Source organism: Sorangium sp. So ce119 (genome assembly GCF_051524405.1).
Lineage (GTDB): Bacteria > Myxococcota_A > Polyangia > Polyangiales > Polyangiaceae > Sorangium > Sorangium cellulosum_G.
This window is the reverse complement of sequence record NZ_CP150310.1, coordinates 6,323,741-6,347,900: the sequence shown is the minus strand read 5'-3', so window position 1 is coordinate 6,347,900 and position 24,160 is coordinate 6,323,741. Positions and strand designations below refer to the sequence as shown.

Below are 24,160 nucleotides of genomic sequence, written 5' to 3'. Positions count from 1 at the left end.
CGCGCGGCGGCACCCAACGCAACGTGGTCGAATCTTCCCGGATCGCGCGCAGATTTCCAAGGGGGCTCAACTCGCGCGCCGCGCGCAGGTGCGCGCGGATCAGCCCGGTATCCGCGGCGCCGCGCCGACGTGCGCGCATCAGGGCGCCGGCTCGGGCGCCGCGCCGACGTGCGCGCATCAGGGCGCCGGCTCGGGCGCGGCCCGGGGGACCCGGGCGCATTCCCCGGCCCCGGTTCCAGGGGTCGGGGCCGAGCGGCGCCTTGACCACACAGGCCGGGCATGAGACATCGGCCCCCGGCCTCCGGGCCACCGAGAGCTCGGAACTTCAACCTCTTCCTGCGCGCGGGGCAGAAAACGCGCGAACGAACCAAGCAGATGCCCATCTCGTCGCGGTCTCCGGGAACGTCGTGCAGCCCTGGCACCCCTCGCCGTCGCCTCCGGTCGGGCCTCGCGCTCGCGCTCGTGCTGGGCGCGTCCTCCGCGTCCGCCCAGCAGCCGGCGCGCCGGCCGGCCCAGCCGCCGGCGGCCCCAGCGCAGCCGCCTGCCGGACCGGCGGGCGCTCCTGCGCCGCAGCCCGGCGCAGCGCCCGCGCAGCCCGGCGCGGCGCCGGCCGCCCCGGCGCAGCCTGCCCCGGCGCAGCCTGCCCCGGCGCAGCCTGCCCCGGCGCAGCCCGGCGCGGCGCCGGTCGGCGGAGCCGGCGACGGCGTGGAGGCCCTCGAGCCCGCCGCGCCGGCGGCCGAGCCGCTCATGCCCCCGGCCGGTACGGCCGCTCCCTCTGCCCCGCAGCCGGCCAGCCCCGCGGCTCCGGCAGGAGCGGCGGCGGCCGGGGCGACCGAGCCGGAGGAGCGACAGGCCACCCAGGGGGAGATCGGCGCCCGGCCCAGCGAGGTCTACGCCGAGGACTGGTGGTCTCACGCGCGGCCGACGTTCGAGGTCCACGGCTACTATCGGCTCCGGTGGGAGCTCTTCAACAGCTTTGCCCTCGGCCGCGTCGATGCGCGCAACCAGGCGCTCTGGCCGCAGCCGGCCGACAACTCCTACAACCCGACCCACGTGGTCGATCTCTGCAACCCGAGCGAGGGCACGAGCGGCGGCTCGCGCTCTTTCGCGCCGTGCGAGAACGACACCCAGGCCGGCGCGAACATGCGGTTCCGGCTCAACCCCGAGCTGCACATCAGCGACAACCTGCGCATCCTCTCGCAGGTCGATCTCCTCGACAACGTGGTGCTCGGCTCGACGCCGGAGGGCTACGCGAACCGGCCGGGCGCGGACGGCTACGAGGTCGTCCGCCGGGGCGGCTACTCGCCGCTCGGGGCCTTCGCCGGCACCCAGTGGGCGCCGAGCGCCGGTATCAACTCGCCGAAGGACTCGATATCCGTCAAGCGGGTCTGGGGTGAGTACATGACCCCCATCGGTCTCCTCCGCTTCGGCCGCATGCCGAACCACTGGGGCCTCGGCATGGTGGCGAACAGCGGCGATGGGTACGACTCCGACTACCAGTCGACGGTCGACCGGCTGATGTTCGTCACCGGCATCAAGAAATACGACCTCTACTTTGCCGGCGCCTGGGACTGGACCAACGAGGGCGCGACGAGCGCCTCCCTCCAGGAGCTCGAGGGCCAGCCCTACGACCTCGCCCAGGCCGATGACGTCGATCAGTACGTGTTCGTCGCCGTCCGCCGCAAGAACCCGGAGCTCCAGAAGCTCGAGCTCGCCCGCGGCAACATGGTCCTGAACGGCGGCGTCTACTTCGCTTACCGGCAGCAGACGCTGGCCAACGACAACGCCGGCAACGACCCGAGGCCGGGCGCCTCGCTCGGCCAGACCGCCGACAACGTCGCGGCGGGGTACGTGCACCGGGGCGCGGAGATGGTCATCCCCGACGTGTGGTTCCAGCTCCTCTACAAGAAGTTCCGCTTCGAGCTCGAGGCCGCGATGATCTACGGCTCCCTCGACGTCCGCGGGAACGACGAGAGCGACTACGCCAACGTCCTCTCGCCGGACGACACGGGCTGGGGCATCCGGCAGTTCGGCCTCGCGACGCAGGCCGAGCTCATCGAGATGGAGGGCCGGCTGCGGGTGCACTTCGGCTTCGGGTACGCGACCGGCGACGACGACGCGCCCTCCCTCGAGCCCCGGGGCACCGCGATCGGGGCCATGGATCCCCAGAACTCGACCGATCGCACCTACTCGACCTTCCGCTTCCACCCGGATTACCGGGTCGACCAGATCCTCTTCAGGAACATCCTGTCTCGGGTCCAGGGGGCGTATTACTTCCGCCCTGGCGTGGACTGGGACTTCGCTCGTGACAAGAACGGCCAGCGCGCCGGCCTGGGCGCCTCGCTCATCTGGAGCCGCGCCTCGGAGTTCGTCCAGGCGCCCGGAAACTCCCGGGATCTCGGCGTCGAGCTGAACGGCCAGCTCTACTTCCAGTCGAAGGACGGGACGCTCAACGACGATCCGGACAAGATGGGCGGCTTCTACACGGCGGTGCAGTACGGCGTGCTGTTTCCGCTCGGCGGCCTCGGCCAGCTCCCGCGAGAGCAGGCCCTCCAGGAGGTCGACCTGCAGACCGCGCAGACGGTGCGCTGGTATCTCGGTATCCTCTTCTGAGCCGATAAGCCGACCCGGGCTCATCCGTCGCAGTGTGTCTGGAAATAAGCGCTCGGGGCGGCAAGATTGCCCGCGTTGACCACGTCTGCCGTGCTCGTCATGAGTCCTGCATGAGCCATTCGGGGCCAAACAGGCCTTGATCTCGCGACCGTCCTGGCCAAGGATAAGACCGTCTGGACGCCGGGCGCGTCACGAGATCTGAGTGGTTGACCGAGGTGAACGGACGGCGAAAGCCGCCGATCCCCGGAGGGACGTGATGGTTCGTCGTCTCTTCATTGCGATGCTCCTGGCGACTTCGATGATCCTCGGGGGCACGTCCCCGTCGATCGCCGAGGACGGCGACACCTCGGCTTTCCGCGACATCGCGGTCGGCAAGGACTACCGGCTCCGGGTGGCGGCGGCGCTGGCGCTCGGCAGGTCGAAGAGCCCGGGCGCGCGGCCGGCCCTCGAGAAGGCGCTCCGGGACGCGCACCCGGCGGTGCGCGCCTCGGCCGCGACAGCGCTCGGGGCGATGGGCAACCCCGCGGCCGTCCCGGCGCTCAAGGCGGCGCTCGACACCGAGCCTGCGCCCGGCCTGAAGCGCCAGATCCAGGCGGCCATCGAGCGGCTCTCGAAGTCGACGTCGAAGGCGCGCTTCCTCGTCAGCCTGGGCAAGTTCGAGAACCGCACCGGCGTGAAGGACGCGATGCTCGGGTCGCTGCTCCGGCAGCACACGCGGAGCCGCGTCGCGCAGTTCGCCGACATCGAGATCGTGGCCGACGGCACGGACGTGGCGGCGGCGGGCAAGAGCCGCAAGCTGCCGGCGTTCACGCTGGACGGCTCGGTCACGCAGCTCAGCAAGCGCCAGGGGGCTGACGGGATCGGCTTCGCGGCCAAGGTCGAGTACGTGATCCGCGAGATGCCCAGCCAGACGCTGAAGGGCTCGATGATCGGCTCGGCCCAGGCGGTCGCCGAGGCCCGGCGCGCCAAGGGCCTGCGCGAGCTCGCCCAGCTCCAGAGCGACGCTGTCGCCGGCGCGATCGAGAGCGCGCTCCAGAGGGCCCCCCTCGCCCTGGAGGCCGCTTCCGGCAGCAGCGTCGTCCCCTCCGGCCGCTGACCCCGAGGCGCCCGCCCGCGTGCCCCGGGGGCGGCGCGCTCGCGGTGGCCCTCTCGACGGCCCTCCTCGACGGCCCCCGGCGACGGCCCGCCACAGCCCCCCTCGACAGCCCCCCAACGGCCCCCCAACGGCCCCCCTGCGGCGCAGCCGCCGGTCAGCCCGACAGGCGGGCGCGGCGCGCGCGTCCTCCGCGGCGGCGGCGCGGCGCCCCTCGAGCGGGGGGAAGCCGCTCCGCGGTCGTGCTAGACCGCGCGTCCTCCTATGCCCATCGCAACGCCTGCCAGCTCCGATCTGATCCGACGCACGTTCCTCGAGTTCTTCGGCCAGCGCGGCCACGAGATCGTCCCGAGCGCGCCGCTCGTTCCCCAGAACGATCCGACGCTGATGTTCGTGAACGCGGGCATGGTGCCGTTCAAGGACGTCTTCACGGGCAAGGACAAGCGCCCTTACCAGCGCGCCGCCTCGAGCCAGAAGTGCATCCGGATCAGCGGCAAGCACAACGACCTCGAGAACGTCGGCGTCACCGCGCGCCATCAGACGTTCTTCGAGATGCTCGGCAACTTCAGCTTTGGCGACTACTTCAAGGAAGACGCGATCGCCTTCGCCTGGGAGCTCCTGACGAAGGTCTACGACATCTCTCCGTCGCGGCTCGTGGTCACCATCTACAACGGCGAGGGGGGCTTTCCGGCCGACGACGAGGCCGCGGCGATCTGGCGCAAGGTCACCGGGTTCGGCGACGACCGCATCCTGCGGCTCGGCCTGGCCGACAACTTCTGGACGATGGGCGACGTCGGCCCGTGCGGCCCCTGCTCGGAGATCCACTTCTTCCACGGGAACGAGCCCGACGTCTCGCGCTTCGGCGAGGAGCCGCGCATCGACGGCACCGGCTGGACCGAGATCTGGAACAACGTGTTCATGCAGTACGAGCGCGTCGAGAAGGACGGCCCGCTCGTCCCGCTGCCGGCGCCGAGCATCGACACCGGGATGGGCCTCGAGCGCATCGCGAGCGTGCTCCAGGGCGTGACGTCGAACTACGACACCGACCTGCTCCGGGGCCTCGTCGACAGGGCCGCGGAGCTCAGCGGCAAGCCGTACACGGGGAGCAACGCCGATGACGACGTGTCGATGCGGGTCATCGCGGATCACGCCCGGACGACGGCGTTCCTGATGGCCGAGGGGGTGATGCCCGAGCGGCAGCGGCGCGAGTACGTGCTCCGCCGGGTGATGCGCCGCGCGATCCGCCACGGCCACCGGCTCGGGATCGACCGGCCGTTCCTGCACGAGGTCGCGCTCGAGGTGGTCCGCCGGATGGGCGAGACGTACCCGGAGCTCCGCGATCGGCGGGAGCTCATCGCCCGCGTCACCGAGGACGAGGAGGTCCGGTTCCGCTCCACGCTGAAGCGCGGGATGAAGATCCTGGAGGAGCGCTTCGCCGAGATGCGCTCGTCGGGCGAGCGGACGCTCCCGGCCGCCGCGGCCGCGGATCTCTACACCACCTACGGCTTCCCGCTCGACCTGACGCAGGTCATCTGCGCCGAGTCGAACTTCGACGTCGACGTCCAGGGGGCCGAGGCGGTCATCCACGGCGCCGCCGAGGCCGACGGCCCGATCGATCCGACAGCGGCCGTGGATCCCGCGCACCGCTCGGCCCGCGCGGCGCTCGCGCACCCGGTCGTGTTCACGGGGTACGAGCACGAGGAGGGCGACAGCGAGATCGTCGCGATCATCCGGGTCGAGACGCAGGGCGAGGGCGACAAGGCGCGCAAGGTCCGCGCGCTCGTCGAGCGCGCGGAGGCGGGGTCGGCGGTGGAGATCGTGGTCCGCGAGACGCCGTTCTACGCCGAGTCGGGCGGCCAGGTCGGCGACGTCGGCGAGGTGACGGCGGACGGGGTGCGCGTCGAGGTGAAGGACACGCAGAAGCCGCTCGTCGGGCTGGTCGTGCACGAGGGCGTGGTCCGCGAGGGGGCGATCGCTGTGGGGCAGCGCGTGCGCCTGGCGGTCGACCACGCGGCGCGCTCGGCGACGCGCCGCAACCACTCGGCCACGCACGTCCTGCACTGGGCGCTGCGCAAGGTGCTCGGCGAGCACGCGCAGCAGAAGGGCTCGCGCGTCGGGCCGGACATGCTCCGCTTCGACTTCACGCACAACCGGCCGCTCACCCGCGAGGAGATCGCGCGGATCGAGGACCTCGTGAACGAGAAGGTCCTCACGAACGCCCGGGTGACGACCGAGATCCTGCCCATGGACGAGGCGCGGCGGCGGGGCGCGATGGCGATCTTCGAGGAGAAGTACGGCGACACGGTCCGGATGCTCACGATGACGCCCGAGGTCGTGGAGCTCTGCGGCGGCACGCACGCGCGCGCGCTCGGGGACATCGGGCTGTTCAAGATCACGAGCGAGGGCGGCGTGGCCGCGGGCGTGCGCCGGCTCCTGGCGTCGACGGGGCTGAACGCGCTCGCGTACGCGCGGAACGTGGAGGCCGAGCTCGCGCGGGCGCGGCAGGTCGCGAAGGCGCAGGGCGGCGATCTCGCCGAGAAGATCGGGAAGATCGTCGCGCACGAGCGGGAGCTCGAGAAGAAGGTCGCCGATCTCGAGCGGCGCATCCTGGAGGGCGCGGGCCCCGCGCAGGGCGGCGGCGGCGGCGGCATCGACGCGATGCTGGAGGGCGCCCGGGAGATCGGCGGCATCAAGGTGCTCGCGCGGCGGGTGCCGGACGGCACCAACCCGGGGGCGCTGCGCGATCTCGCGGAGAAGCTGCGCGACAAGCTCGGCGACCGCGCGGCGGTGCTGCTCGGCGCGGCCGTGGGCGACAAGGCGCAGCTCGCGGTGATGGTCTCCAAGTCGGCCACCGAGCGGCTCAAGGCCGGGGAGCTCATCAAGCCGATCGCCCGCATCGTGGGCGGCTCGGGCGGCGGCCGCCCCGACATGGCGCAGGCCGGCGGGACCGACGTCGCGCAGCTCGACGCGGCGATCGCCGCGATCTACGTCGAGGTCGAGCGGGCGCTCGCCTCGTAACGCCCCGCGGGCTGTCAGGCCAGGAGCGCCAGGGCGCGAGGACCTTCCTCTTCCGGCCCGGCGTTCCTGGCGGCTCTACCCTCTTCGCTCCACCCTTCACGCACGAGGCATCACGGGAGCCGGCGAGGCGGCGCGCCGCCGCGATCAGGCGTCACGCCATTTGGTGCGGGCGAGCGGGAGCAGCCGCGGGGCCTTCGCGCCCTTCGCGCGCCGCACCGGCAGCCGCACGGGCTCGCCCGGCGCGGCCGCGCGCGGCCGCGCGCCGGGGGCGTGGGCGCCGATGGTGGCGCGCACGATCGGCGGCAGGAACACGGATTCCAGGTCCACGCGCGCGAGCGCGCCCGCGACCGTGGCGATTCGATCCGGCAGCGACGCGTTGGCGTCGACAAGGATGAGCCGCCTGCCGAGCACCGTGCAGAGCCCGCCGCGCGGATTGCGCGCGTCCGACAGGTGCGGATCGAACGCCTCCATCCTGACGGCGATGCCGACCCTGTTGGCCGCCAGGGTGAGCTCGTCGAGCAACCGCGAAAGCTCCACCCATGCAGCGTAACCCTCTTATCCGGGCGATGGCAAAGCGCAAAAGCGATGTTGGCGCCGCGCCCGCCAGCGCGGGTTGCGCCGGCCGCCGGCGCGGCGTCCACGCCCGCCGGCCCGCTCGCCGCGCGCCCCGGCGAGGCGCGGCCGCGGCCCTGGAGGCGCGCCCTGCCCCGGGGGCGCTCTCCCGCGCTCTGCGCGCGGCGGTCGCAGCCGGCGTGACGCGCGCTGGCGGGCGCGCCACGTCCCAATCGCGTTCTCCAACATCCAATGAACGCGCCGCGACCGCGCGGCCACGCGCGCAGCCAGGTTGGCCAGGCGAGGAGAGATCAACCGATCTCCCGTCTTCGTCTTATCCCATGCTCCGGACTGGCCGACAGCCGCTCACGGACCACATCGATGCTCGTGGCGCTCGCGCGAGGTCGGCCCGCGCCTCCTCCTGGCCCGCCGCGCGCCGTGAGGGCCGCGCGCCCGCGGCCGCGCGGCCGATCCGGGCTTGGCGCCGCCGGCGTCCTGGTTCCATGCTCATCAGGCCGGTCAGCGGCTTGTCCTGAGCCAGAACGCGCTGCCCGTTGACCGCCGTTTCCGAGCATGCTACGAGCACGCCGTTCCGCGCGTCGTGGCCGAGTGGGAGCGAATGTGCGTTTCCCGGCTGCGGTGGGGTATCCCGCGCGCTTCGTCAGCCAGTTTGGACGGGGCGGCCGCGATGGGGACGACGAGGGCGCCCGCCGGGCGGCGCGCCCGAAGGGCGAACAAAATGACGTTCACGGATGCAGCCGCCGAGGTGCTTCGCCTCGTCGGTAGACCGCTTCATTATAAAGAGATCACCGATATCGCGATCGAGAAGAACCTCCTTAGCCACGTTGGAAAGAGCCCAGAGGTCACGATGGGCGCCCGCCTGGCCGCGACGCTCAAGAAGGACACGGCGGACAACCCCCTGGTGCGGGTGAAGCCGGGCGTCTTCGCGCTGCGCGAGTGGGACGAGAAGACGATCAAATCGGGGCTCGACGGCAAGAAGGCGAAGCGGGGCGGGAAGCCCGAGGCGGTCAAGGCGCGCAAGGACGAGGAGCAGCCGACCCTCTTCGAGACGGCCGCGGACGATGAGGCGGCGGAAGAGGGCGACTCGGGCGCTCTGGCGGCCGGGGCCGAGGCGGCCGAGGCCGCGGGCGACGACGCGCAGGCCGCGCCTGCGGGCGACGACGAGGACGAGGACGAGGTCGCGATCGGCGCGCCCGCCGCGGCCGGGATGAACGGCGTGGAGATCGCGGCAGCGCGCGAGCCCGTGCCGCCGCCGGCGCCCTCCTCCCCGCGCGCCGCGAGCACGTACGTCGACGAGGAAGAGGTCGATCTCGAGGACGCGGAGCCGCCGGGCCCGGACGAGGCGATGCGGGCAGAGGCCGTCGCCGGAGCGGCGGAGCTCTTCGACGAGGAGGACGACGACGACCAGCCGATCCTCGGCGGCGATGACCGCGCGACCCCTGGCTCGTCGGGCGAGCAGGGCGAGGGGCGCCGCCGCCGCCGCCGCCGCCGCCGCGGCCGCGGGACCGCCGAGGCCAACGTGAGCTCCTCCGGGGGGCTTCCTTCCTACGTGGCGACGCCTGTGTTCGAGGCGCGGCGCGAGAACGGCCGCGGCGAGCCGCCGCGCTCCGACCGCACCGAGCGCTTCGACCGCCCCGACCGCGGCGCCGAGCGCATCGATCGGCCCGAGCGCATCGATCGGCCCGAGCGCATCGATCGGCCCGAGCGCATCGATCGGCCCGAGCGCATCGATCGGCCCGAGCGCACCGACCGGGCCGAGCGGGTCGACAGCTTCGGCGCCGAGCCCGTTTACCGCGGTCCGCAGGTGATCGAGCTCACGGGCGGTGAGGGGCACGCGCTCGACGATCTGGCCGGCCGCGACCTCGCGGACGCCATCGCGGGCATCCTCTCGACCTTCGACCGGAACGCGGGCGCGGTCTCGCTCCGGCAGATCGCGGAGACGGCGCAGCGCCGCGGTCGCCTGGTCGGCGACGTGCAGCTCGTGCAGTCCCAGGTCGCTGCCGCCGTGCGCGCCGACAACGCGCGCCGCACGGCAGCGGGGCAGCGGCCCCGCTTCCGGTTCGCCGGCGGCCGGATCGCGCTGACGGACTGGCTGCTGCCGGGCGACCTCTCGCGGCTCGAGCAGGAGGCGCTCGCCGCGGTGGAGCGCTACCGCGAGGCTGCGCGGCGCGCGTTCGTGCGCAAGCTCTCCGAGCTCCCGGGCCATGCCTTCGTCGAGATCTGCGTCCTCGCCCTCGAGCGCATCGGGCTGGGCCAGCTCCGCGCCGTGCGCCGCGCCGGGGCGCCGGGCGGCGAGAGCCACTTCTCCGGGGCGCTCCGCACGGCGGGCGACGAGATCAAGCTGGCGCTGGTCGTCCGGCGGGACGGCCGCGAGGTCGGCCGCGAGCGGGTCACCGAGCTCCGCGGCTCGCTCCACCACTACGGCCCCGCCACCGCCGGCTGGATCCTGACCGCCGGTCAGATGCTCTCCGGCGCCCGTGAAGAGGCGGCGATCCCGGGGACCGCGCCGATCTCGCTCTTCGACGGCCTCGCGGTGGCGCGCCTCTGTGAGGACAACGATGTCGCTGTCCTCCGCGCCCGCCTCCCGATCGCGATCCCCGACGTCGATCTGCTCGAGGCGCTCCGGGCCTCCTGATCCTTGTCGCTCGCGTCCGGCCGGGGGCTCGCTCCGGCCGGGCGCGCCGCGCCCTCCTGTTCTCTCCCTCGCCGGCGCCTCCCTCGCCGGCGCCTCCCTCGGCGCGCCGTCTCCGCTCGCACCCATCCTCGGCGCGCCCTCCCACCTCGCCAGCGCCTCTCTCGACGCTTCCGCGGTTGACGGGCTCGGCGATCCTTGTCAGCGTCCGCGCCCATGCGCCATCGCGCGATCGCCTGGGTCGCGACCCTCGCCGTGCTCGTGACCGGCTGTGCTTCCGTGGATCCCCCTGCGTCCCGGTTCCCGACCGCCGACGCGGCGCTCGGCCGGATGAAGGACACGTATGCCTGCGTGAACGGCGTTCAGGGCACCGCCAAGATCGACCACTTCTCCCGCCAGGGGCGGATCCGCGGCGACGTGTACATCCTGGCGGTCAATCCCGATCGGGTCCGCTTCGACATCGTGAGCCCCTTCGGCGCAAACCTCTACACGCTCACGTCGAATGGGACCCTGTTCCAGATGCTCGACGTCGGGGAGAAGCAGCTTTTGCATGGGCCGGCGAGCGCGTGCAACCTGGCGCGGCTCACCCAGGTGCCCATCCCCGGGCACGCGCTCGTCTCGCTGCTCCGCGGCGAGGCGCCCGTGCTCGTTCACGAGCCGCGCAACGCCTCGATCGCGTGGGACGGCGACGGCTTCTATCGCGTGCTGATCCAGAGCACCCGCGACGCGACCCAGGAGATCCACCTCGAGCCGCGCCCGGACGACTGGCGTCTACCGTGGAGCCAGCAGCGCCTGCGCGTCAGGCAGGTCCGGGTCGGGCAGCGCGGGATCGACCTCTATCACGCCGAGCTGAGCCATCATGAGGTGATCCACACCGCGCCGCCGCGCGTCGATCCGGAGGGGATCGACGATCCGATCCCCCCGAGCGGCGGGGTCTGCGACGCCGAGGTCCCGCGTTCGATCCGCATGCGGGTGCCGAACACCGAGGACGACGTCATCTTTCAATACAAAGAGGCGAAGTGGAATCCGCCCCTCATCTCGGGGGCATTCACGCAGCCGATCCCTGGCGGGGTCATCCGTCGTTATGTCGACTGCCAGGACTGAGTCGGTGCACTCAGGTTATTCCTGAGAGGCTGCGTCCACCCTCGTTCGTCTCACGCGTGGTTACGCGTGGACGCCGCCCTCGCGAACGTCTAGAAAGGCACAATCCACCTCGCCTTGGCGGGAGGAGTCGGCGATGGACGTCGAGCCGGGAACGATCGTCGGCGAAAAGTACCGGCTGGAGGGGCCGCTCTCGCGGGGCGGGATGGGCTCCGTGTGGGTGGCCCGCCATCTCCAGCTCGGCGCGCCGGTGGCCATCAAGTTCATGGACCCGGAGCACGCCGCCTCGCCCGAGTTCCGCGCGCGCTTCTACCGCGAGGCGCGCACGGCGGCGAACCTCGAGAGCCCGCACGTGGTGAGCGTGCAGGACTACGGCATCCAGGGGACGGTCCCGTACCTCGTCATGGAGCTGCTCCGGGGCGAGGACCTCAGCCGTCGCCTGAGGAGGGTCCGGCGCCTCGCGCTCGCCGACGCCGCGCGCGTCGCGATCCAGACCGGCAAGGCGCTGCGCCGCGCGCACGAGTCCGGGCTCGTCCACCGCGACCTCAAGCCTGGCAATCTGTTCCTCGCGCGCGTCGACGACGAGGAGGAGATCGTCAAGGTCCTCGACTTCGGCATCGCCAAGCAGCTCACCGGCAAGCTCCTCAGCGACGAGACCACGAAGACGGGCGAGCTCCTGGGCTCGCCGTTCTACATGAGCCCGGAGCAGGCGCGCGGCGACAAGGACCTCGACGCGCGCAGCGACCTCTGGTCGCTCGGGGTCATCCTCTTCCGCGCGGTCACGGGCAAGCTCCCGTTCGAGGGCGACGTGCTCGGCGCGGTGCTGTCGAGGATCCTCGTCGAGCCGATCCCCGCGGTGACGCAGATCGCGCCCGACCTGCCCATGGATCTCGACGGGTTCTTCCTGCGCGCGCTCTCGCGCGACAGGTCCCAGCGGTTCCAGTCGGCGCAGGAGATGGTGCTCGCCTTCGTGGCCGCGGCGGGCGACATCGGCGTCCCGCTGCCGGTGCCCTCCGCGCCCCGGCCGCCGCCGTCGGCGTCGCGCACGGGGACGCTGCTCGGGCTGTCGCCGGGCGGCACCGCCGAGCCCGAGGGGCCCGGCGACGTCCGGTCGATGTCGCTGTCCTGGCGCGGCGACGAGGCGCCGCGTCCGCCGAAGGACGCGCTCACGCCGCTGCCCGATCCGTCGCAGCCCGGCACGCTCACGGCCGCTGCGTCCGGGGAGGTCCACGACGTGCGCAGGCCGCGCGCGACCGCGACGCGCTGGCTGCTCGCGTGCGGCGCGCTCTCCGTGATCAGCGGGACGATCGCGATCACGGCGCTGCGGCCGGTCGCCGAGGAGGGCGCCGCTTCCGTCATCGCGCCGGCGCGCTCCTCGGCCGTGAGCGCGGCCGCGCCGCAGGCGGAGTTGGCCCGCGCATCGACGCCGGCGGTCGGCCGCCCGCCCGCGGTCGAGGGCGTGCCCGTGATCGACCGCGCGCCGGTCGTCGAGGGCGTGCCTGTCGCGAACACCACGTCGCCCTCGCGCCCGGTGGAGCCCGAAGCGGCCGTCGCGCCGCAGCCCTCGCCGTCGCGCCCGTCGCCGCGCCGGAGCCCGCGCCGGACGACCGAGATCGTCGATCCCTGGCGCGGGAGGTAGCGCCGGCGGTCGATCACGCGAGCGCGTCGCGGATGCGGCGCGGCGCGTCCGTGATCAGCCCGTCGACGCCGAGCGCCGCGAGATCCCGCGCCTCCCGCGGATCGTTCACCGTCCACACGTTGACCACGCGCCCCTGCCGCTTCAGCAGCGCGATGCGCTCGGGCGACGCGATCGTCCGCTCGATGTGCGCGGCGAGCGCCCCGAGCGCCGGCGTGAGGCGCACGGCCGCGTCGTGGTAGCGGCTGCGGTGCACGAGGAGCGCGCGCGGGACGGCCGGCGCCAGGACCCCGAAGGACGCCAGCATGACCGGATCGAACGACGACACGAGCACCGCGTGGCGGGGATCCCACGCGCGCAGCAGCCGCGCGGTCGCGCGCACGACGGCGGCGCGGTCGGGCACGTCCCGCTTCATCTCGACGTTGACGGCGAGCCGCCGGCCGCGCGCGAGCGCGAGCACCTCGGAGAGGAGCGGCACCCGGTCGCCGCCCAGGTCGACCTGCCGGAGCTCGTCCCAGCGGAGCGCAGCGGCGTGGCGCGTGTCCGCGCCGCGCGTCACCCGCTCGAGGTCCGGGTCGTGCAGCGCCACGACCTCGCCCGAGCAGCACACCCGCACGTCGAGCTCGAGCCCGTCGGCCCCCTGCGCGGCCGCCTCCTCGAAGGAGGCGAGGGTGTTCTCCGGGGGCGCTCCCTCGCCGCGCACGCCCCGGTGCCCGAAGACGAGCGGCGCGCGCGCGGCCCCGCCCGGCGACGCCGCCGCCGGGCCGCGCGCGCTCCGGCGGAAGCGCTGCTCGGCCCAGGTCACCGCGCGGGCTCCTCGTCGAGCTCCTGCGCGATGGTGCGGGCGGCCTCGCGCGCGCGCTCCAGCGCCGAGAGCGGGAACGACGCCGCGCCGACGGCCGGGTGCCCGCCCCCGTCGTAGCGGCGGCAGATCGGCGCGATGTCGCGATCGCGCGGGACGCCGCACCACGGGTTGTAGCCCACCGAGAGCTTGTAGTGCTGCTTCTGCCGGGAGAGCGTCACCGAGTACACGCAGTCCGGGTACATCGCGTACGTCATGAACTTGCCGACCGCCTCGAGCGGCGCGTCGGAGAGGTCGACCAGCACGACGCGGCCGAGCTTGCGCGCGCCGCGCTCGATGCGCGCGACGAACGTCTGCCGCGACAGGGAGAGCGGGCGCCAGAGATCCTGGATGTCGGGCGCGCGCGCCACCTCGCTCACGGGCTGATCGACGAGCCGGGGCACCACCGAGGCGAGGAACGGCCCGTCCCCGTGGTGCTCCACGACGGACGCGAGCTGCATGATCGGCTCCTCGCGGCTCACGGCGGCCTCGGCCGAAGGGAAGCGCGCGGTGTCGATGACATCGGCCCACCGGATGAGCTCGTCGACGCCGGACATCTCGACGCCGAAGTGGTCTCGGCTGACGTCCGCGATGAGCTTCGTGCACGAGCCGTACGCGGCGTCGTAGAAGACGTGCGGGGCGTCGCCGGCGCTGCGCGACCGCGTCGCGCCGGCGAGCGCCGCGTCGCGCTCGTCGTCCGAGCCGAACCCGGTGACGTGGTGGTCGAAGTACCAGGTCAGCTTCTTCGTCGGCGTGTAGCGGAAGTCGAGGATCGCGTTCTCGTCGCCGTCGAGCCACGAGGGCGGGATCATCGTCATGCCCGGGCCGTACCCGCAGGAGCGGTACCGGAGGGCGAGCGGCTCGCCGGGGTGGAGCGCCTGCATCAGGCGGGTGAACAGCGCCGCGCTCGCCATGCCGTCGAAGCAGTGGCCGTGCGTCGCGACGACGATGTCCCTGGGTTTCATCGGGCGAGGGGGTAGCACGCCGCATGGCCGGCCGCTCGCGGGCCGAGCATCGCGCGGCGGTTCTGGTAGTCTCCGCGCCGTGCGGCGCGTCCTCGCTCTCCTCGATCTGCATCCGTTCAGGCCGGCGCGTCGCTTGCTCGCGGCGTCGCTCGCGCTCGCCGCGTCGGGCTGCGGCGCCGGCGCGTCCGGGTCCAGCGCCGAGGTCCTGGTACCGAGCCCGCCGCCCGCGCCGGCCCCGGCGCCCGCGCCCGAGGTGCGGAACCCGCCGCCGCCGAGCGATGCGCCCGAGCCGGACCCGGAAGCGGCGCGCCTGTTCCTGAGCCGCGTGGGGCAGCAGCGGCCGCCGACGACCGCGCCGGTGCCGCGCGTGACCGCGCTCGCGCTCGACAACACCGCGCGCGGCGAGGCGAGGGGGATGGCGGCGCAGGGCGACGTCGTGTCGCTCCAGATCGCGGAAGGGGAGAGCGCCGCGATCCCCGCGCGCGTCGCGCCGGGGGAGTGCGCGGTGTTCATCGCGCAGGGCGGGCTCGGCGTGATCGAGGTCGACCTCTTCGTCACGAAGGGCGCGCCGCCGGCGCTCGCGATCGCCGCCCAGGACGCGGACAGCGGGCCGGTCGCGGTGATCGGCGGCAGGGGCGCGTGCTTCTCCGTTCCCGGCAGCGCGCCGCCTCCCGGCGACGCGCCGGCTCCCGGCAACGCGCCGGTCGCGGTGAGCCTCCACGCGCAGGTGCGGCGCGGCGCGGGCGTCGTGCTCGTGCGGGGCTACCGGGGCCCGCGCCCGCCCGCGCCCCCCGCGGCGCCGCCGAGCGCGACCCCGCCCAACACGGCGCCGCCGAGCGCGACCCCGCCCAACACGGCGCCGCCGAGCGCGACCCCGCCCAACACGGCGCCGCCGAGCGCGACCCCGCCCAGCACGGAGGCGAGCGCAGCGCCGCCGAACGCGACGCCGCCGCGCGCGGCGCCGCCCGGCCCCGCGCGCGACGTGCCGCCCCGGTAGCTCGGGCGCGCTCGACCGCGCGCTCCTCATTTCGCGCAACTCGGCCCGGGCGCCTGTCGACACGCCGCGTATGGCGTCGATCGAGATCCACCCTTCCGATCCATCCTACCCCGCGCCGCTCTGGGCCCTCGTGACCGAGTCCGAGGCCGCACCGCCGACGCTCTACGTGCGCGGCGCGCTCCCCGCGCGCCCGGGCATCGCCATCGTCGGGACGCGCGCCGCGAGCGACGAGGCGCTCCGCTTCACCCGCGAGCTCGCCGCGGCGCTCGGCGAGGCGGGCTACTCGATCTGGTCGGGCGGCGCGCGCGGCGTCGACGCCGCCGCGCACGAGGGCGCGCTCGAGGCGCGCGCGCCGACCGTGGTCGTCAGCGGCGGCGGCCACGCGCACCCCTATCCGCGGGAGCACGCGGCGCTCTTCGATCGCGTCGTCGCCGCGGGCGGCGCGCTGCTCGCGCGCGTCCCCGACGACACGCCGCCGCTGCCGGCGCTGTTCCTCCAGCGCAACGCGGTGCTCGCCGCGCTCACGCGCGCGACCGTCGTGATCGAGGCGGGCATCGAGAGCGGCGCCCGGTCCGCCGCCGCCGCCGCCCGTCGCCTCGGCCGTCACCTCTGCGTCGTCCCGCACGCGCCGTGGAGCCCGCGCGGCGTCGGCTGCGCGCTGGAGCTCCTCGGCGGCGCGCGCCCCATCATGCGCGCGGCCGACGTGATAGACATCCTCGGCGGGCCGGCGCCGCCGCCCCGCCGGCGGCCGCGGCGCTCGCCGCGCAACAGCTCGCCCGCCGCCGGCACGCTGCCGCTGCCGGACGCGGCCTTCGCGGCCCGCACGGCCGCCTCGAGCGAGAAAAACGCGCTCGCGCGGGCGATCGACCCGGAGGCCCGCGAGGGCAGCGCGGGAGCTCGCGCAGAAAGCGCCGAAATCATCGGAGAAACCGCGGAAGAGCGCGCCGTCCTCCACGCCCTGGACGCCCACCCGGCGCACGTGGACGAGGTCTGCGAGCGGACGGGGCTTCCGCCCAGGCGCGCCGTGGAGGCACTCTTGACGTTGACGCTCCAGGCCGTAGTAGTAGAGGGGCCCGCCGGGTTGTTTCGGCGGGCTCTTCGTTGAAGGGCACGCCGGTCCACCCTACCCAGTGCGGTTCCGGGTGGCCGCCTCCTCGCGGGGGGGCCTCCCTCGCACGAAGGTTAGCCCTTCAATCCTCCCAACAAAGCCCCGACACGTTGCTCAGAAGGTGGTGATGGCCAAGACGCTCGTCATCGTGGAGTCGCCGGCGAAGGCGAAGACCATCAAGAAGTATCTCGGCAACGGGTACGAGGTGTTCGCCTCGAAGGGGCACGTCAAGGATCTGCCCAAGAAGCAGAACGCCGTCGACGTGCTGAACGACTTTGCCGAGACCTACGAGGTCATCGAGGGCAAAGAGAAGGTCCTGGAGGAGCTCAAGTCGGCCGCGAAGAGGGCGGACGAGGTGCTCCTCGCGACCGACCCCGATCGCGAAGGCGAGGCGATCGCGTTCCACATCTCGGAGGAGATCAAGAACCCGAGGCTCAAGGTGGCGCGGGTGGAGTTCCACGAGATCACGAAGAAGGGCGTCGACCACGGCGTCCACAACCCGCGCAAGCTCGACGAGAACCTGTACGACGCCCAGCGCGCGCGCCGCGTCCTCGATCGCATCGTCGGCTACGACGTCTCGGCGCTCGTGTGGTCGAAGCTCGCGTTCGGCCTGTCGGCCGGGCGCGTGCAGTCGGTCGCGCTGCGGCTCATCGTGGACCGCGAGCGCGAGGTCGAGGCGTTCGTCCCCGAGGAGTACTGGAACATCGCGGTCGGCCTCACCGCGGCGAGCCCGCCGACGCGCGCGCCGTTCGTCGCCAAGCTCGCCGCCGCGGACGGCAAGAAGCTCGAGGTGACGAACGGCGAGGTCGCCGCGAAGGTGCGCGCCGATCTCGAGACGGCGCGCTACCGGGTGGCGAAGGTCGTGCGGCGCGAGCAGAAGCGCAACCCGCCCGCCCCGTACACCACCTCGAAGCTCCAGCAGGACGCGACGAACTACCTGCACTTCGGCGCCAAGCGGACGATGCAGATCGCCCAGGCGCTCTACGAGGGCATCGACCTCAAGCGCGACGGCGGCCCGGTCGGCCTCATCACGTACATGCGTACCGACTCGACGCGCGTCAGCGACGACGCCATCGCCGAGGTGCGCGGCGTGGTCGCGAAGCGCTACGGCAAGGAGTTCGTCCCCGAGCGCCCGAACGTCTACAAGTCGAAGAAGAACGCGCAGGACGCGCACGAGGCGATCCGCCCGACGAGCGTCGAGATCCACCCGGACTCGATCAAGAAGTACCTCAAGGACGAGCAGTACAAGCTGTACAAGCTCATCTGGAACCGCTTCGTCGCCTCGCAGATGAACCCGGCGGTCTACGACCGGACGACGGTCGAGATCGACGCGACGCCCGCGATCGCGGCGCCCGCGTACCGGAGCTACCTCGCCAGGGCGAGCGGGCGGATCCTGAAGTTCGCCGGCTGGCTGCAGGTGACGGAGGGCCAGCAGGAGTTCGCCGGCGAGGAGGAGAGCGCCGGCGGCGGCGCGGCGGAGGGCGGCGCCGCGCCGGCGCCCGCCGAGGCGAGCGCCGCCGAGGCGGAGCGGGCGGCGCCCGGGGCCCCGGCCGAGGAGGACTCGGAGGCGCTCCTGCCTGACATGAAGGAGGGCGAGGCGCTCGCCGTGTCGCCCCCGGGGGTCGTCACCGACCAGAAGTTCACGCAGCCGCCGCCCCGCTACAACGAGGGCTCGCTGGTGCGCGAGCTGGAGAAGCGCGGCATCGGCCGCCCGTCGACGTACGCCGAGATCATCAGCAAGGTGCAGCAGCGCGCCTACGTCGAGAAGCGGGAAGGGGGCGCGTTCCAGCCGACGCTGCTCGGGAAGTTCGTGGTCGACGGGCTCGTCCGATCGAACCTCGACATCATGGACCCGAACTTCACGGCGCAGATGGAGGAGGAGCTCGACGCGGTCGGCGCCGGCAACCTGAAGCGCGAGCAGCTCCTCAAGCGCTTCTACAAGAAGTTCAGGGAGCAGCTCGACAAGTCGAAGAAGCTCGCGCCGTGGAAGCCCGAGGCAGAGAAGACCGACCTCGTCTGCGACGAGTGCGGGTCGATGATGCTCAAGAAGTGGGGCAAGAACGGCTGGTTCTTGAGCTGCGAGCGCTACCCGAAGTGCAAGGCCACGCGCGACCTGTCCGACGCGCGGGGCAGCGCCGCGGTCCGCGAGACCGACATCTCGTGCGACAAGTGCGGCAAGCCGATGATCATCAAGACGGGGCGCTTCGGCGACTTCCTGTCGTGCACCGGGTACCCGACCTGCAAGAACACGCGCCCGGTCCCGCTCGGCGTCGCGTGCCCGAACTGCGGCGGTGACCTCATCGAGATCAGGCCCCGCAAGAAGGGCGGTCGCACCTTCTACGGCTGCTCGAACTGGAACGCCGAGCAGAAGTGCGACTTCAAGCTCTGGCAGAAGCCGGTGCCCGTCCCGTGCCCGCAGTGCGGCGCGAAGTTCGTCACCCGCACCGCCGGCAAGAAGGCGATGCTCGTCTGCGCGACCAAGGACTGCGGCTTCAAGCAGGAGATCGTCGAGGGAGAAGGAGAGGACGGCGCCGCGGACGGCTCCGGCGCTCCGGACGTCGCGTCGATCGTCGCGGGCGCCGCCGCGCCGGCCGCCCGGCCCGAGCCGACGGGCGCCGCGCCGGCCGCGGCCGAGCAACCCGAGGCCGCGCCGACCCCAGGGGCGACCAAGGGGGCAGGCGAAAAGCCCGCGCGCGCGCGCCGCACGGCGAGCTAAGACGGTCGCGAGACACCCCAACCATCCCTGGTGAGCTGTATGAGCGGAGCGGAGAGCCCGTGCGACGTTGTCGTCGTCGGAGGCGGCCTGGCCGGTTGCGAGGCGTCGTACCAGCTCGCGGAGCGCGGGCTGCGCGTGCGCCTCGTCGAGATGAAGCCGCACCGGCGCACGCCCGCGCAGACGAGCGACCGCCTGGCCGAGCTCGTGTGCTCGAACTCGCTGCGCGGCGCGGCGCTGAGCAACGCGGTGGGGCTCCTCAAGGAGGAGCTCCGGCGCGTGGGCTCGCTCGCCCTGCGGTGCGCCGACGAGACGTCGGTGCCGGCCGGCGGCGCGCTCGCTGTCGACCGCGAGCGGTTCGCCGAGGCGATGACGCGGGCGATCGAGGCCCACCCGCGCATCGCCGTCGACCGGCGCGAGGCGACCGGGATCCCCGCCGAGCGCCCGGTGATCCTCGCCACCGGTCCGCTCACCTCCGACGCGCTCGCGGCGAGCCTCGCCGCGGCCGTCGGCGCCGAGCACCTCGCCTACTACGACGCGATCGCGCCCATCGTCAGCGCCGACTCGATCGACTGGTCGCGCGTGTGGAAGCAGTCGCGCTACGGCAAGGGCGTCGTCCGGGGCGAGCGGCCCGCGGAGCCGGAGCGCGCCGCGCCGCCGGAGGACGCGGCCGAGCGCCGCGATGACGCCGAGGCCGGCGACGAGGCCTACGTGAACTGCCCCTTCGACGAGGCGCAGTACAAGGCGTTCGTCCGCGCGCTCGTCGAGTCCGAGAAGGTGGAGGCGCGCGACTTCGAGGAGGTGCGCTACTTCGAGGGGTGCCTGCCGTGCGAGGTGATGGCCGCGCGCGGCGAGCAGACGCTCTCGTTCGGGCCGATGAAGCCGGTCGGGCTCACCGACCCGCGCACCGGCCGGCGCCCCTACGCGGTGCTCCAGCTTCGCCCGGAGGACGAGGCGGCGACGGCGTACAACCTGGTCGGCTTCCAGACGCGCATGAAGTACGCCGAGCAGCTCCGGGTGTTCCGGATGGTGCCCGGCCTCGAGGAGGCCGAGTTCCTCCGCATGGGCTCCGTCCACCGGAACACCTTCGTCGACGCGCCGGCGCTGCTCGGCCCGGCGATGGAGCTCCGCGCGCTGCCGGGCGTGCACCTCGCCGGCCAGATCGCGGGCGTGGAGGGCTACGTGGAGAGCGCCGCGGCCGGGTTCGTGTGCGCGGTCCTCCTCGCGCAGAAGCTGCGGAACGAGCCGCTCCGGCCGCCGCCGCCCACGACGGCGCTCGGCGGCATCCTCACGCACCTCGGCCGCAAGCAGCCCACGTATCAGCCGTCGAACATCACCTGGGCGCACATCGCGCCGCTCGATCCCGCGCAGGGCAAGCTGCGCAAGCGCGCCCGCTACGAGGCGATGGCCGAGCGCGCGCTCCGCGACCTCGACGCGTGGCGGGCCGCGGGCTGACGGGCGGGCGCGCTGACGGGCAGACGCGACGCGCGGAGGGCGCGCTGACGGGCAGACGCGACGCGCGGAGGGCGCGCTGACGGGCGGACTCGACGCGCGGCGGGCGCGCTGACGGGCAGACGCGACGCGCGGAGGGCGACCGCCGGCGGCGCGCCAATCGTGCGCGGGCCGCCCGCCGGGCGCGGGCTTCGATACCCTGGCGGTGGTGCGCCGCGCGCCACCCGCGCGCTCCGGGAGCCCGCCCCTGCGCGGGCCCGCGCGCCATGGAGGTAGCCGATGAGACTTCGCTTGCTCGCGTTCCTTGCGCTCGCCGCTCCTGCCGCGACGCTCCTGCCACAGCGCGAGGCGCTCGCGTGCGGCGGGTGCTTCGCCCCGGCGACCGAGACCACCGTCGTCAACGCGCACCGGATGGTGCTCTCCGTATCGCCCGTCCAGTCGGTGCTCTGGGACCAGATCCAGTACGCCGGCGATCCCAGCGAGTTCGCCTGGGTGCTCCCGGTCAAGCGCGGGGCGACCCTCCAGGTCGGCTCGGACGCGTGGTTCGAGACGCTCGACGCGGCCACGTCGGTGCGCATCACCGCGCCCAGCTCCACGTGCGCCTCGAACGGCGCTGGCTGCGGCGGTCTGGCAGGGAGCGACTCGGCCAGCTTCGGCGGCGACGCGTTTGGCGGCGAGCAGGTCACGGTGCTCCACCGCGGCACCGTCGGCCCCTACGAGACGGTGACGCTCGCGACCGACACGCCCGGCGCGCTGAACAAGTGGCTCGACACGAACGGCTTCGGCGTCGACGCGTCGACGCAGCCGGTCATCGACGCCTACGTCGAGGAGAACTTCGACTTCATCGCCCTCAAGCTCCAGCCGGGCAAGGACGTCAAGGAGATGACGCCGGTGCGGGTCGTCATGCCGGGAGCGAACCCCACGCTCCCGCTCCGGATGGTCGCCGCCGGCACCGGCGCGAACGTCGCGATCACGCTCTTCACCATCAGCGAGGCGCGGCTCGCGCCCGAGGGGTTCGCGGCCGCGGCCGTCCCCCACGATCTCCTCGCGTGGGACTTCGCCTCGCAGGAGTCGAACTACGGCGTGCTCCGCGAGAAGGCGCTCTCCGCGGCCGACGGCGGCCGCGCGTTCCTCACGTCCTACGCGCAGCAGGGCTCGCTGTTCTCGCCCGTGTCGAGCTCCGCGGCGCCGTTCGGCGTCCAGTACACCACGAGCGGCACCACGGCCCCGGTCGACACGATCGCCGCGGCGTTCGCCCAGCAGGGGCTCGCGAACGGCGAGACCGAGGACACCGCCTGCGCCGTGCGCTTCGCCCAGCTCGCGGCGGAGGGCCGCGCCGTCGGCAACCCGTGCCCGGCCGGCGTCCTGCTCTCCGACCCGAGCTGCGGCGAGGTCGCCTCCGGCCAGATCGACGCGCGCGAGCTCGCGTGCGGCCCGCTCGACGACCTCGCTGTCGCGATGATCGGCCTGCACCCGAAGGACGTCTGGCTCACGCGCCTCGAGGCGAACCTGCCGCGCGCCGCGCTCGACACGGACCTCGTCCTGAACCCCGGGCCGCAGGAGCGGGTCGACAACTGGCTGCGCGCCCGCGTGAGCGTCCACGCCGAGGTGCTCTGCGGCGCGGCGCTCCCCGTCCTCGATGGCGACCGCGCGTCGCGCTCGCGGGGGCAGGGCACGCTCGTCGGCATGACGCTCGGCGCCCTCGCCCTCGCCGCCGCCGTCGTCCGCCGCGGCGCCCGTCGCTTCGCCTCCCGCGCCGCCTGACCCGCGCGCACAGCCCCCCGCGTCCCGGTCCCTGGTCCGCGAGGCGGGTCGGCGCGCGGCCGGCGCCTCGCGCGCCGGCGCCTCGCGCGCCGGCGCCCGCGGCCACGGCGCCGGGATCTGCCGGAGAGGCCGCTTGCCTCGGCCGCGCTGTGGCGCGACGGCCGCGCGTGGCAGTCTGCCACGTAGCGAATCTCGTTCTGCCGCTGTCCTGGCGGGTTCGCTCCTCGGCGAGGTGGCATACGGGCTGCTTCAGCCGTTGTGCTGAGGGCGTGCGGGCCACTGCGGCAGTCGAGCTGCAGCCGCCCGGCGCTCGGGACTCGACATGACCTGCTCGGTGCTGACTTTTCCAGGCTCCAGGGCGAATTCCAGACCAGGTCACGCGACGGGCAACGCGCCTGCGCTCCACGCCACGCGTCTCCTGCCTGGAATGACGACGGTGCTCGAATCGCTCCTCGACGACATCGCGCGCGCCCGGGAGAAGATCTGGATCTCCACGTACATCTACCGCAACGACCTGATGGGTCACCGCTTCGCCGACGCCTTCGCGGACGCCGCGCGGCGCGGCGTCGACGTGCGGCTCCTCTACGATGCGCTCGGCAGCCACACCACGCCTGCGCCTTTCTTCGAGGACATGAGGGCTCGCGGCATCCGCGCCCGCGCTTACCGGCCGCTCAGCACGGTGCTCCGCGGGGGCGCCCTGTTCCCGCGGGAGCACTCGCGCGTCGTGGTCATCGACGGCGCGGGCTACGTCGGCGGCGCCGCGTGGGCCGACGAGTGGCTGCCGCGCGAACAGGGCGGCGGCGGCTGGCACGAGGTCTGTAGCCGGGTGATGGGGCCGTGCGTGGCCGACATGGAGCGGGTGTTCGAGTGCCGCTGGATGCTCGCCAACGAGGCCGAGGGTCGATCCTTCGATTACTGGACCGGCGGCGTCTACGATGACGTGGAGTTCATCACGGACGCGCCCAGGCCGCCCGCGGTCATCTACGAGCGTCACCTGGAGCGGATCCGCGCGGCGCGGCGCCGCGTGTGGATCGAGAACGCGTATTTCTGCCCGCCCCGCGGGCTCGAGCGCGAGCTCATGGAGGCCGCGCGCCGCGGCATCGACGTGAAGGTCATCGTGCCGCGCAACTCCGACCTCCCGGCCATCCGCAACGCGAGCCTCGCGCGGTACAGGTCGTGGCTGGAGAACGGGCTCCAGATCTACGAGTTCCTCCCCTCGATGCTCCACTCGAAGTTCGCGGTCATCGACGACGACTGGGCGACGGTGGGGACCTTCAACGTGAACCCGACCAGCCTGCGGTGGGTGAGCGAGGCGAACCTCATCGTCAAGCAGCCTGCCTTCGTGAGGGACGCCGCCATGGTCTTCGAGCGGGACCTCGAGAAGAGCGAGGAGGTGTGCCTCAACAACCTCCCCAGGCTGGGTCCGCTGGCTCGGCTGCGGAACGCGCTGTGGAGCATGGGGCTCGATCTGCTGGAGCCGCGGTACGCGGGCGTGCGCTGGCACGGCGCGCTCCCCGAGCGCGAGGGCGGGCTGCTGCCCTCGCTCGGGGTCTAGCGAGCCCCACGGCCGCCGGGCCGGCAGAACAACGGCCCTCGATCGGATCGAGCGCCGCCCGGCGCTCCGCGGCTCACCTCCAGAGCGCTCGACAGCCAC

15 protein-coding genes are annotated in these 24,160 nt (G+C 73.4%); 12 read left to right on the top strand and 3 right to left on the bottom strand.

Going from position 1 to position 24,160, the window contains the following annotated elements:
- Positions 1 to 375 precede the first annotated feature (375 nt).
- From WME76_RS23950 to alaS, 3 genes are all read left to right on the top strand, one after another.
- Entirely contained in the window at positions 376 to 2,613 is a 2,238-nt protein-coding gene (locus WME76_RS23950; protein WP_437954601.1) for a TIGR04551 family protein, read from the top strand.
- A gap of 280 nt (positions 2,614 to 2,893) precedes the next feature.
- A complete protein-coding gene (locus WME76_RS23945) occupies positions 2,894 to 3,709 on the top strand; it encodes a HEAT repeat domain-containing protein (RefSeq protein ID WP_437954600.1) in 816 nt (271 codons plus the stop codon).
- Positions 3,710 to 3,970: 261 nt separating this feature from the next.
- Positions 3,971 to 6,724 carry an alanine--tRNA ligase gene (alaS, locus tag WME76_RS23940; RefSeq protein ID WP_437954599.1) on the top strand — a complete coding sequence of 918 codons (2,754 nt, stop codon included), beginning with the start codon at positions 3,971 to 3,973 and terminating at the stop codon, positions 6,722 to 6,724.
- Between the two features lie 144 nt (positions 6,725 to 6,868).
- Here alaS and WME76_RS23935 read toward each other — a convergent pair whose 3' ends face one another.
- Complete coding sequence (locus WME76_RS23935; protein ID WP_437954598.1) at positions 6,869 to 7,261, bottom strand: hypothetical protein; 393 nt, start codon at positions 7,259 to 7,261, stop codon at positions 6,869 to 6,871.
- 754 nt (positions 7,262 to 8,015) lie between these two features.
- Here WME76_RS23935 and WME76_RS23930 point away from each other — a divergent pair.
- The 3 genes from WME76_RS23930 (at position 8,016) to WME76_RS23920 (ending at position 12,669) form a co-directional block, all read left to right on the top strand.
- Positions 8,016 to 9,932: an HTH domain-containing protein gene (locus tag WME76_RS23930; RefSeq protein ID WP_437954597.1), complete on the top strand. Its 1,917-nt coding sequence runs from the start codon at positions 8,016 to 8,018 to the stop codon at positions 9,930 to 9,932.
- Between the two features lie 213 nt (positions 9,933 to 10,145).
- Complete coding sequence (locus WME76_RS23925) at positions 10,146 to 11,033, top strand: LolA family protein (RefSeq protein ID WP_437284512.1); 888 nt, start codon at positions 10,146 to 10,148, stop codon at positions 11,031 to 11,033.
- Between the two features lie 133 nt (positions 11,034 to 11,166).
- Positions 11,167 to 12,669 (top strand): serine/threonine-protein kinase, encoded by a 1,503-nt coding sequence (locus WME76_RS23920; protein WP_437954596.1) that lies wholly within the window; start codon positions 11,167 to 11,169, stop codon positions 12,667 to 12,669.
- 13 nt (positions 12,670 to 12,682) lie between these two features.
- Here the strand turns inward: WME76_RS23920 and WME76_RS23915 are convergent, their stop codons facing one another.
- Both WME76_RS23915 and WME76_RS23910 read right to left on the bottom strand, forming a co-directional pair.
- On the bottom strand, positions 12,683 to 13,471 hold the full coding sequence (locus tag WME76_RS23915; RefSeq protein WP_437954595.1) for a glycerophosphodiester phosphodiesterase: 789 nt from the start codon (positions 13,469 to 13,471) through the stop codon (positions 12,683 to 12,685).
- Entirely contained in the window at positions 13,468 to 14,472 is a 1,005-nt protein-coding gene (locus tag WME76_RS23910) for a hypothetical protein (protein ID WP_433926780.1), read from the bottom strand. The genes WME76_RS23915 and WME76_RS23910 overlap by 4 nt, the downstream gene beginning before the upstream one ends.
- 79 nt (positions 14,473 to 14,551) lie before the next feature.
- On the opposite strand from WME76_RS23910, the gene WME76_RS23905 reads away from it, so the two are divergent.
- From WME76_RS23905 to WME76_RS23880, 6 genes are all read left to right on the top strand, one after another.
- A complete protein-coding gene (locus WME76_RS23905) occupies positions 14,552 to 15,469 on the top strand; it encodes a hypothetical protein (RefSeq protein WP_437954594.1) in 918 nt (305 codons plus the stop codon).
- 70 nt (positions 15,470 to 15,539) lie between these two features.
- The gene (locus WME76_RS23900) at positions 15,540 to 16,574 is read left to right on the top strand and encodes a DNA-processing protein DprA (RefSeq protein WP_437954593.1); all 1,035 of its coding nucleotides are present in this window, start codon (positions 15,540 to 15,542) and stop codon (positions 16,572 to 16,574) included.
- A gap of 130 nt (positions 16,575 to 16,704) precedes the next feature.
- Positions 16,705 to 19,293 carry a type I DNA topoisomerase gene (gene topA / locus WME76_RS23895; protein WP_437954592.1) on the top strand — a complete coding sequence of 863 codons (2,589 nt, stop codon included), beginning with the start codon at positions 16,705 to 16,707 and terminating at the stop codon, positions 19,291 to 19,293.
- 39 nt (positions 19,294 to 19,332) lie between these two features.
- A complete protein-coding gene (gene trmFO / locus WME76_RS23890) occupies positions 19,333 to 20,745 on the top strand; it encodes a methylenetetrahydrofolate--tRNA-(uracil(54)-C(5))-methyltransferase (FADH(2)-oxidizing) TrmFO (RefSeq protein ID WP_437954591.1) in 1,413 nt (470 codons plus the stop codon).
- Between the two features lie 276 nt (positions 20,746 to 21,021).
- Positions 21,022 to 22,506, top strand: a complete 1,485-nt coding sequence (locus tag WME76_RS23885) for a DUF2330 domain-containing protein (protein WP_437954590.1) — start codon at positions 21,022 to 21,024, stop codon at positions 22,504 to 22,506.
- A 427-nt stretch (positions 22,507 to 22,933) separates the two neighbouring features.
- Positions 22,934 to 24,061 carry a phospholipase D-like domain-containing protein gene (locus WME76_RS23880; RefSeq protein WP_437954589.1) on the top strand — a complete coding sequence of 376 codons (1,128 nt, stop codon included), beginning with the start codon at positions 22,934 to 22,936 and terminating at the stop codon, positions 24,059 to 24,061.
- Positions 24,062 to 24,160: the final 99 nt, after the last annotated feature.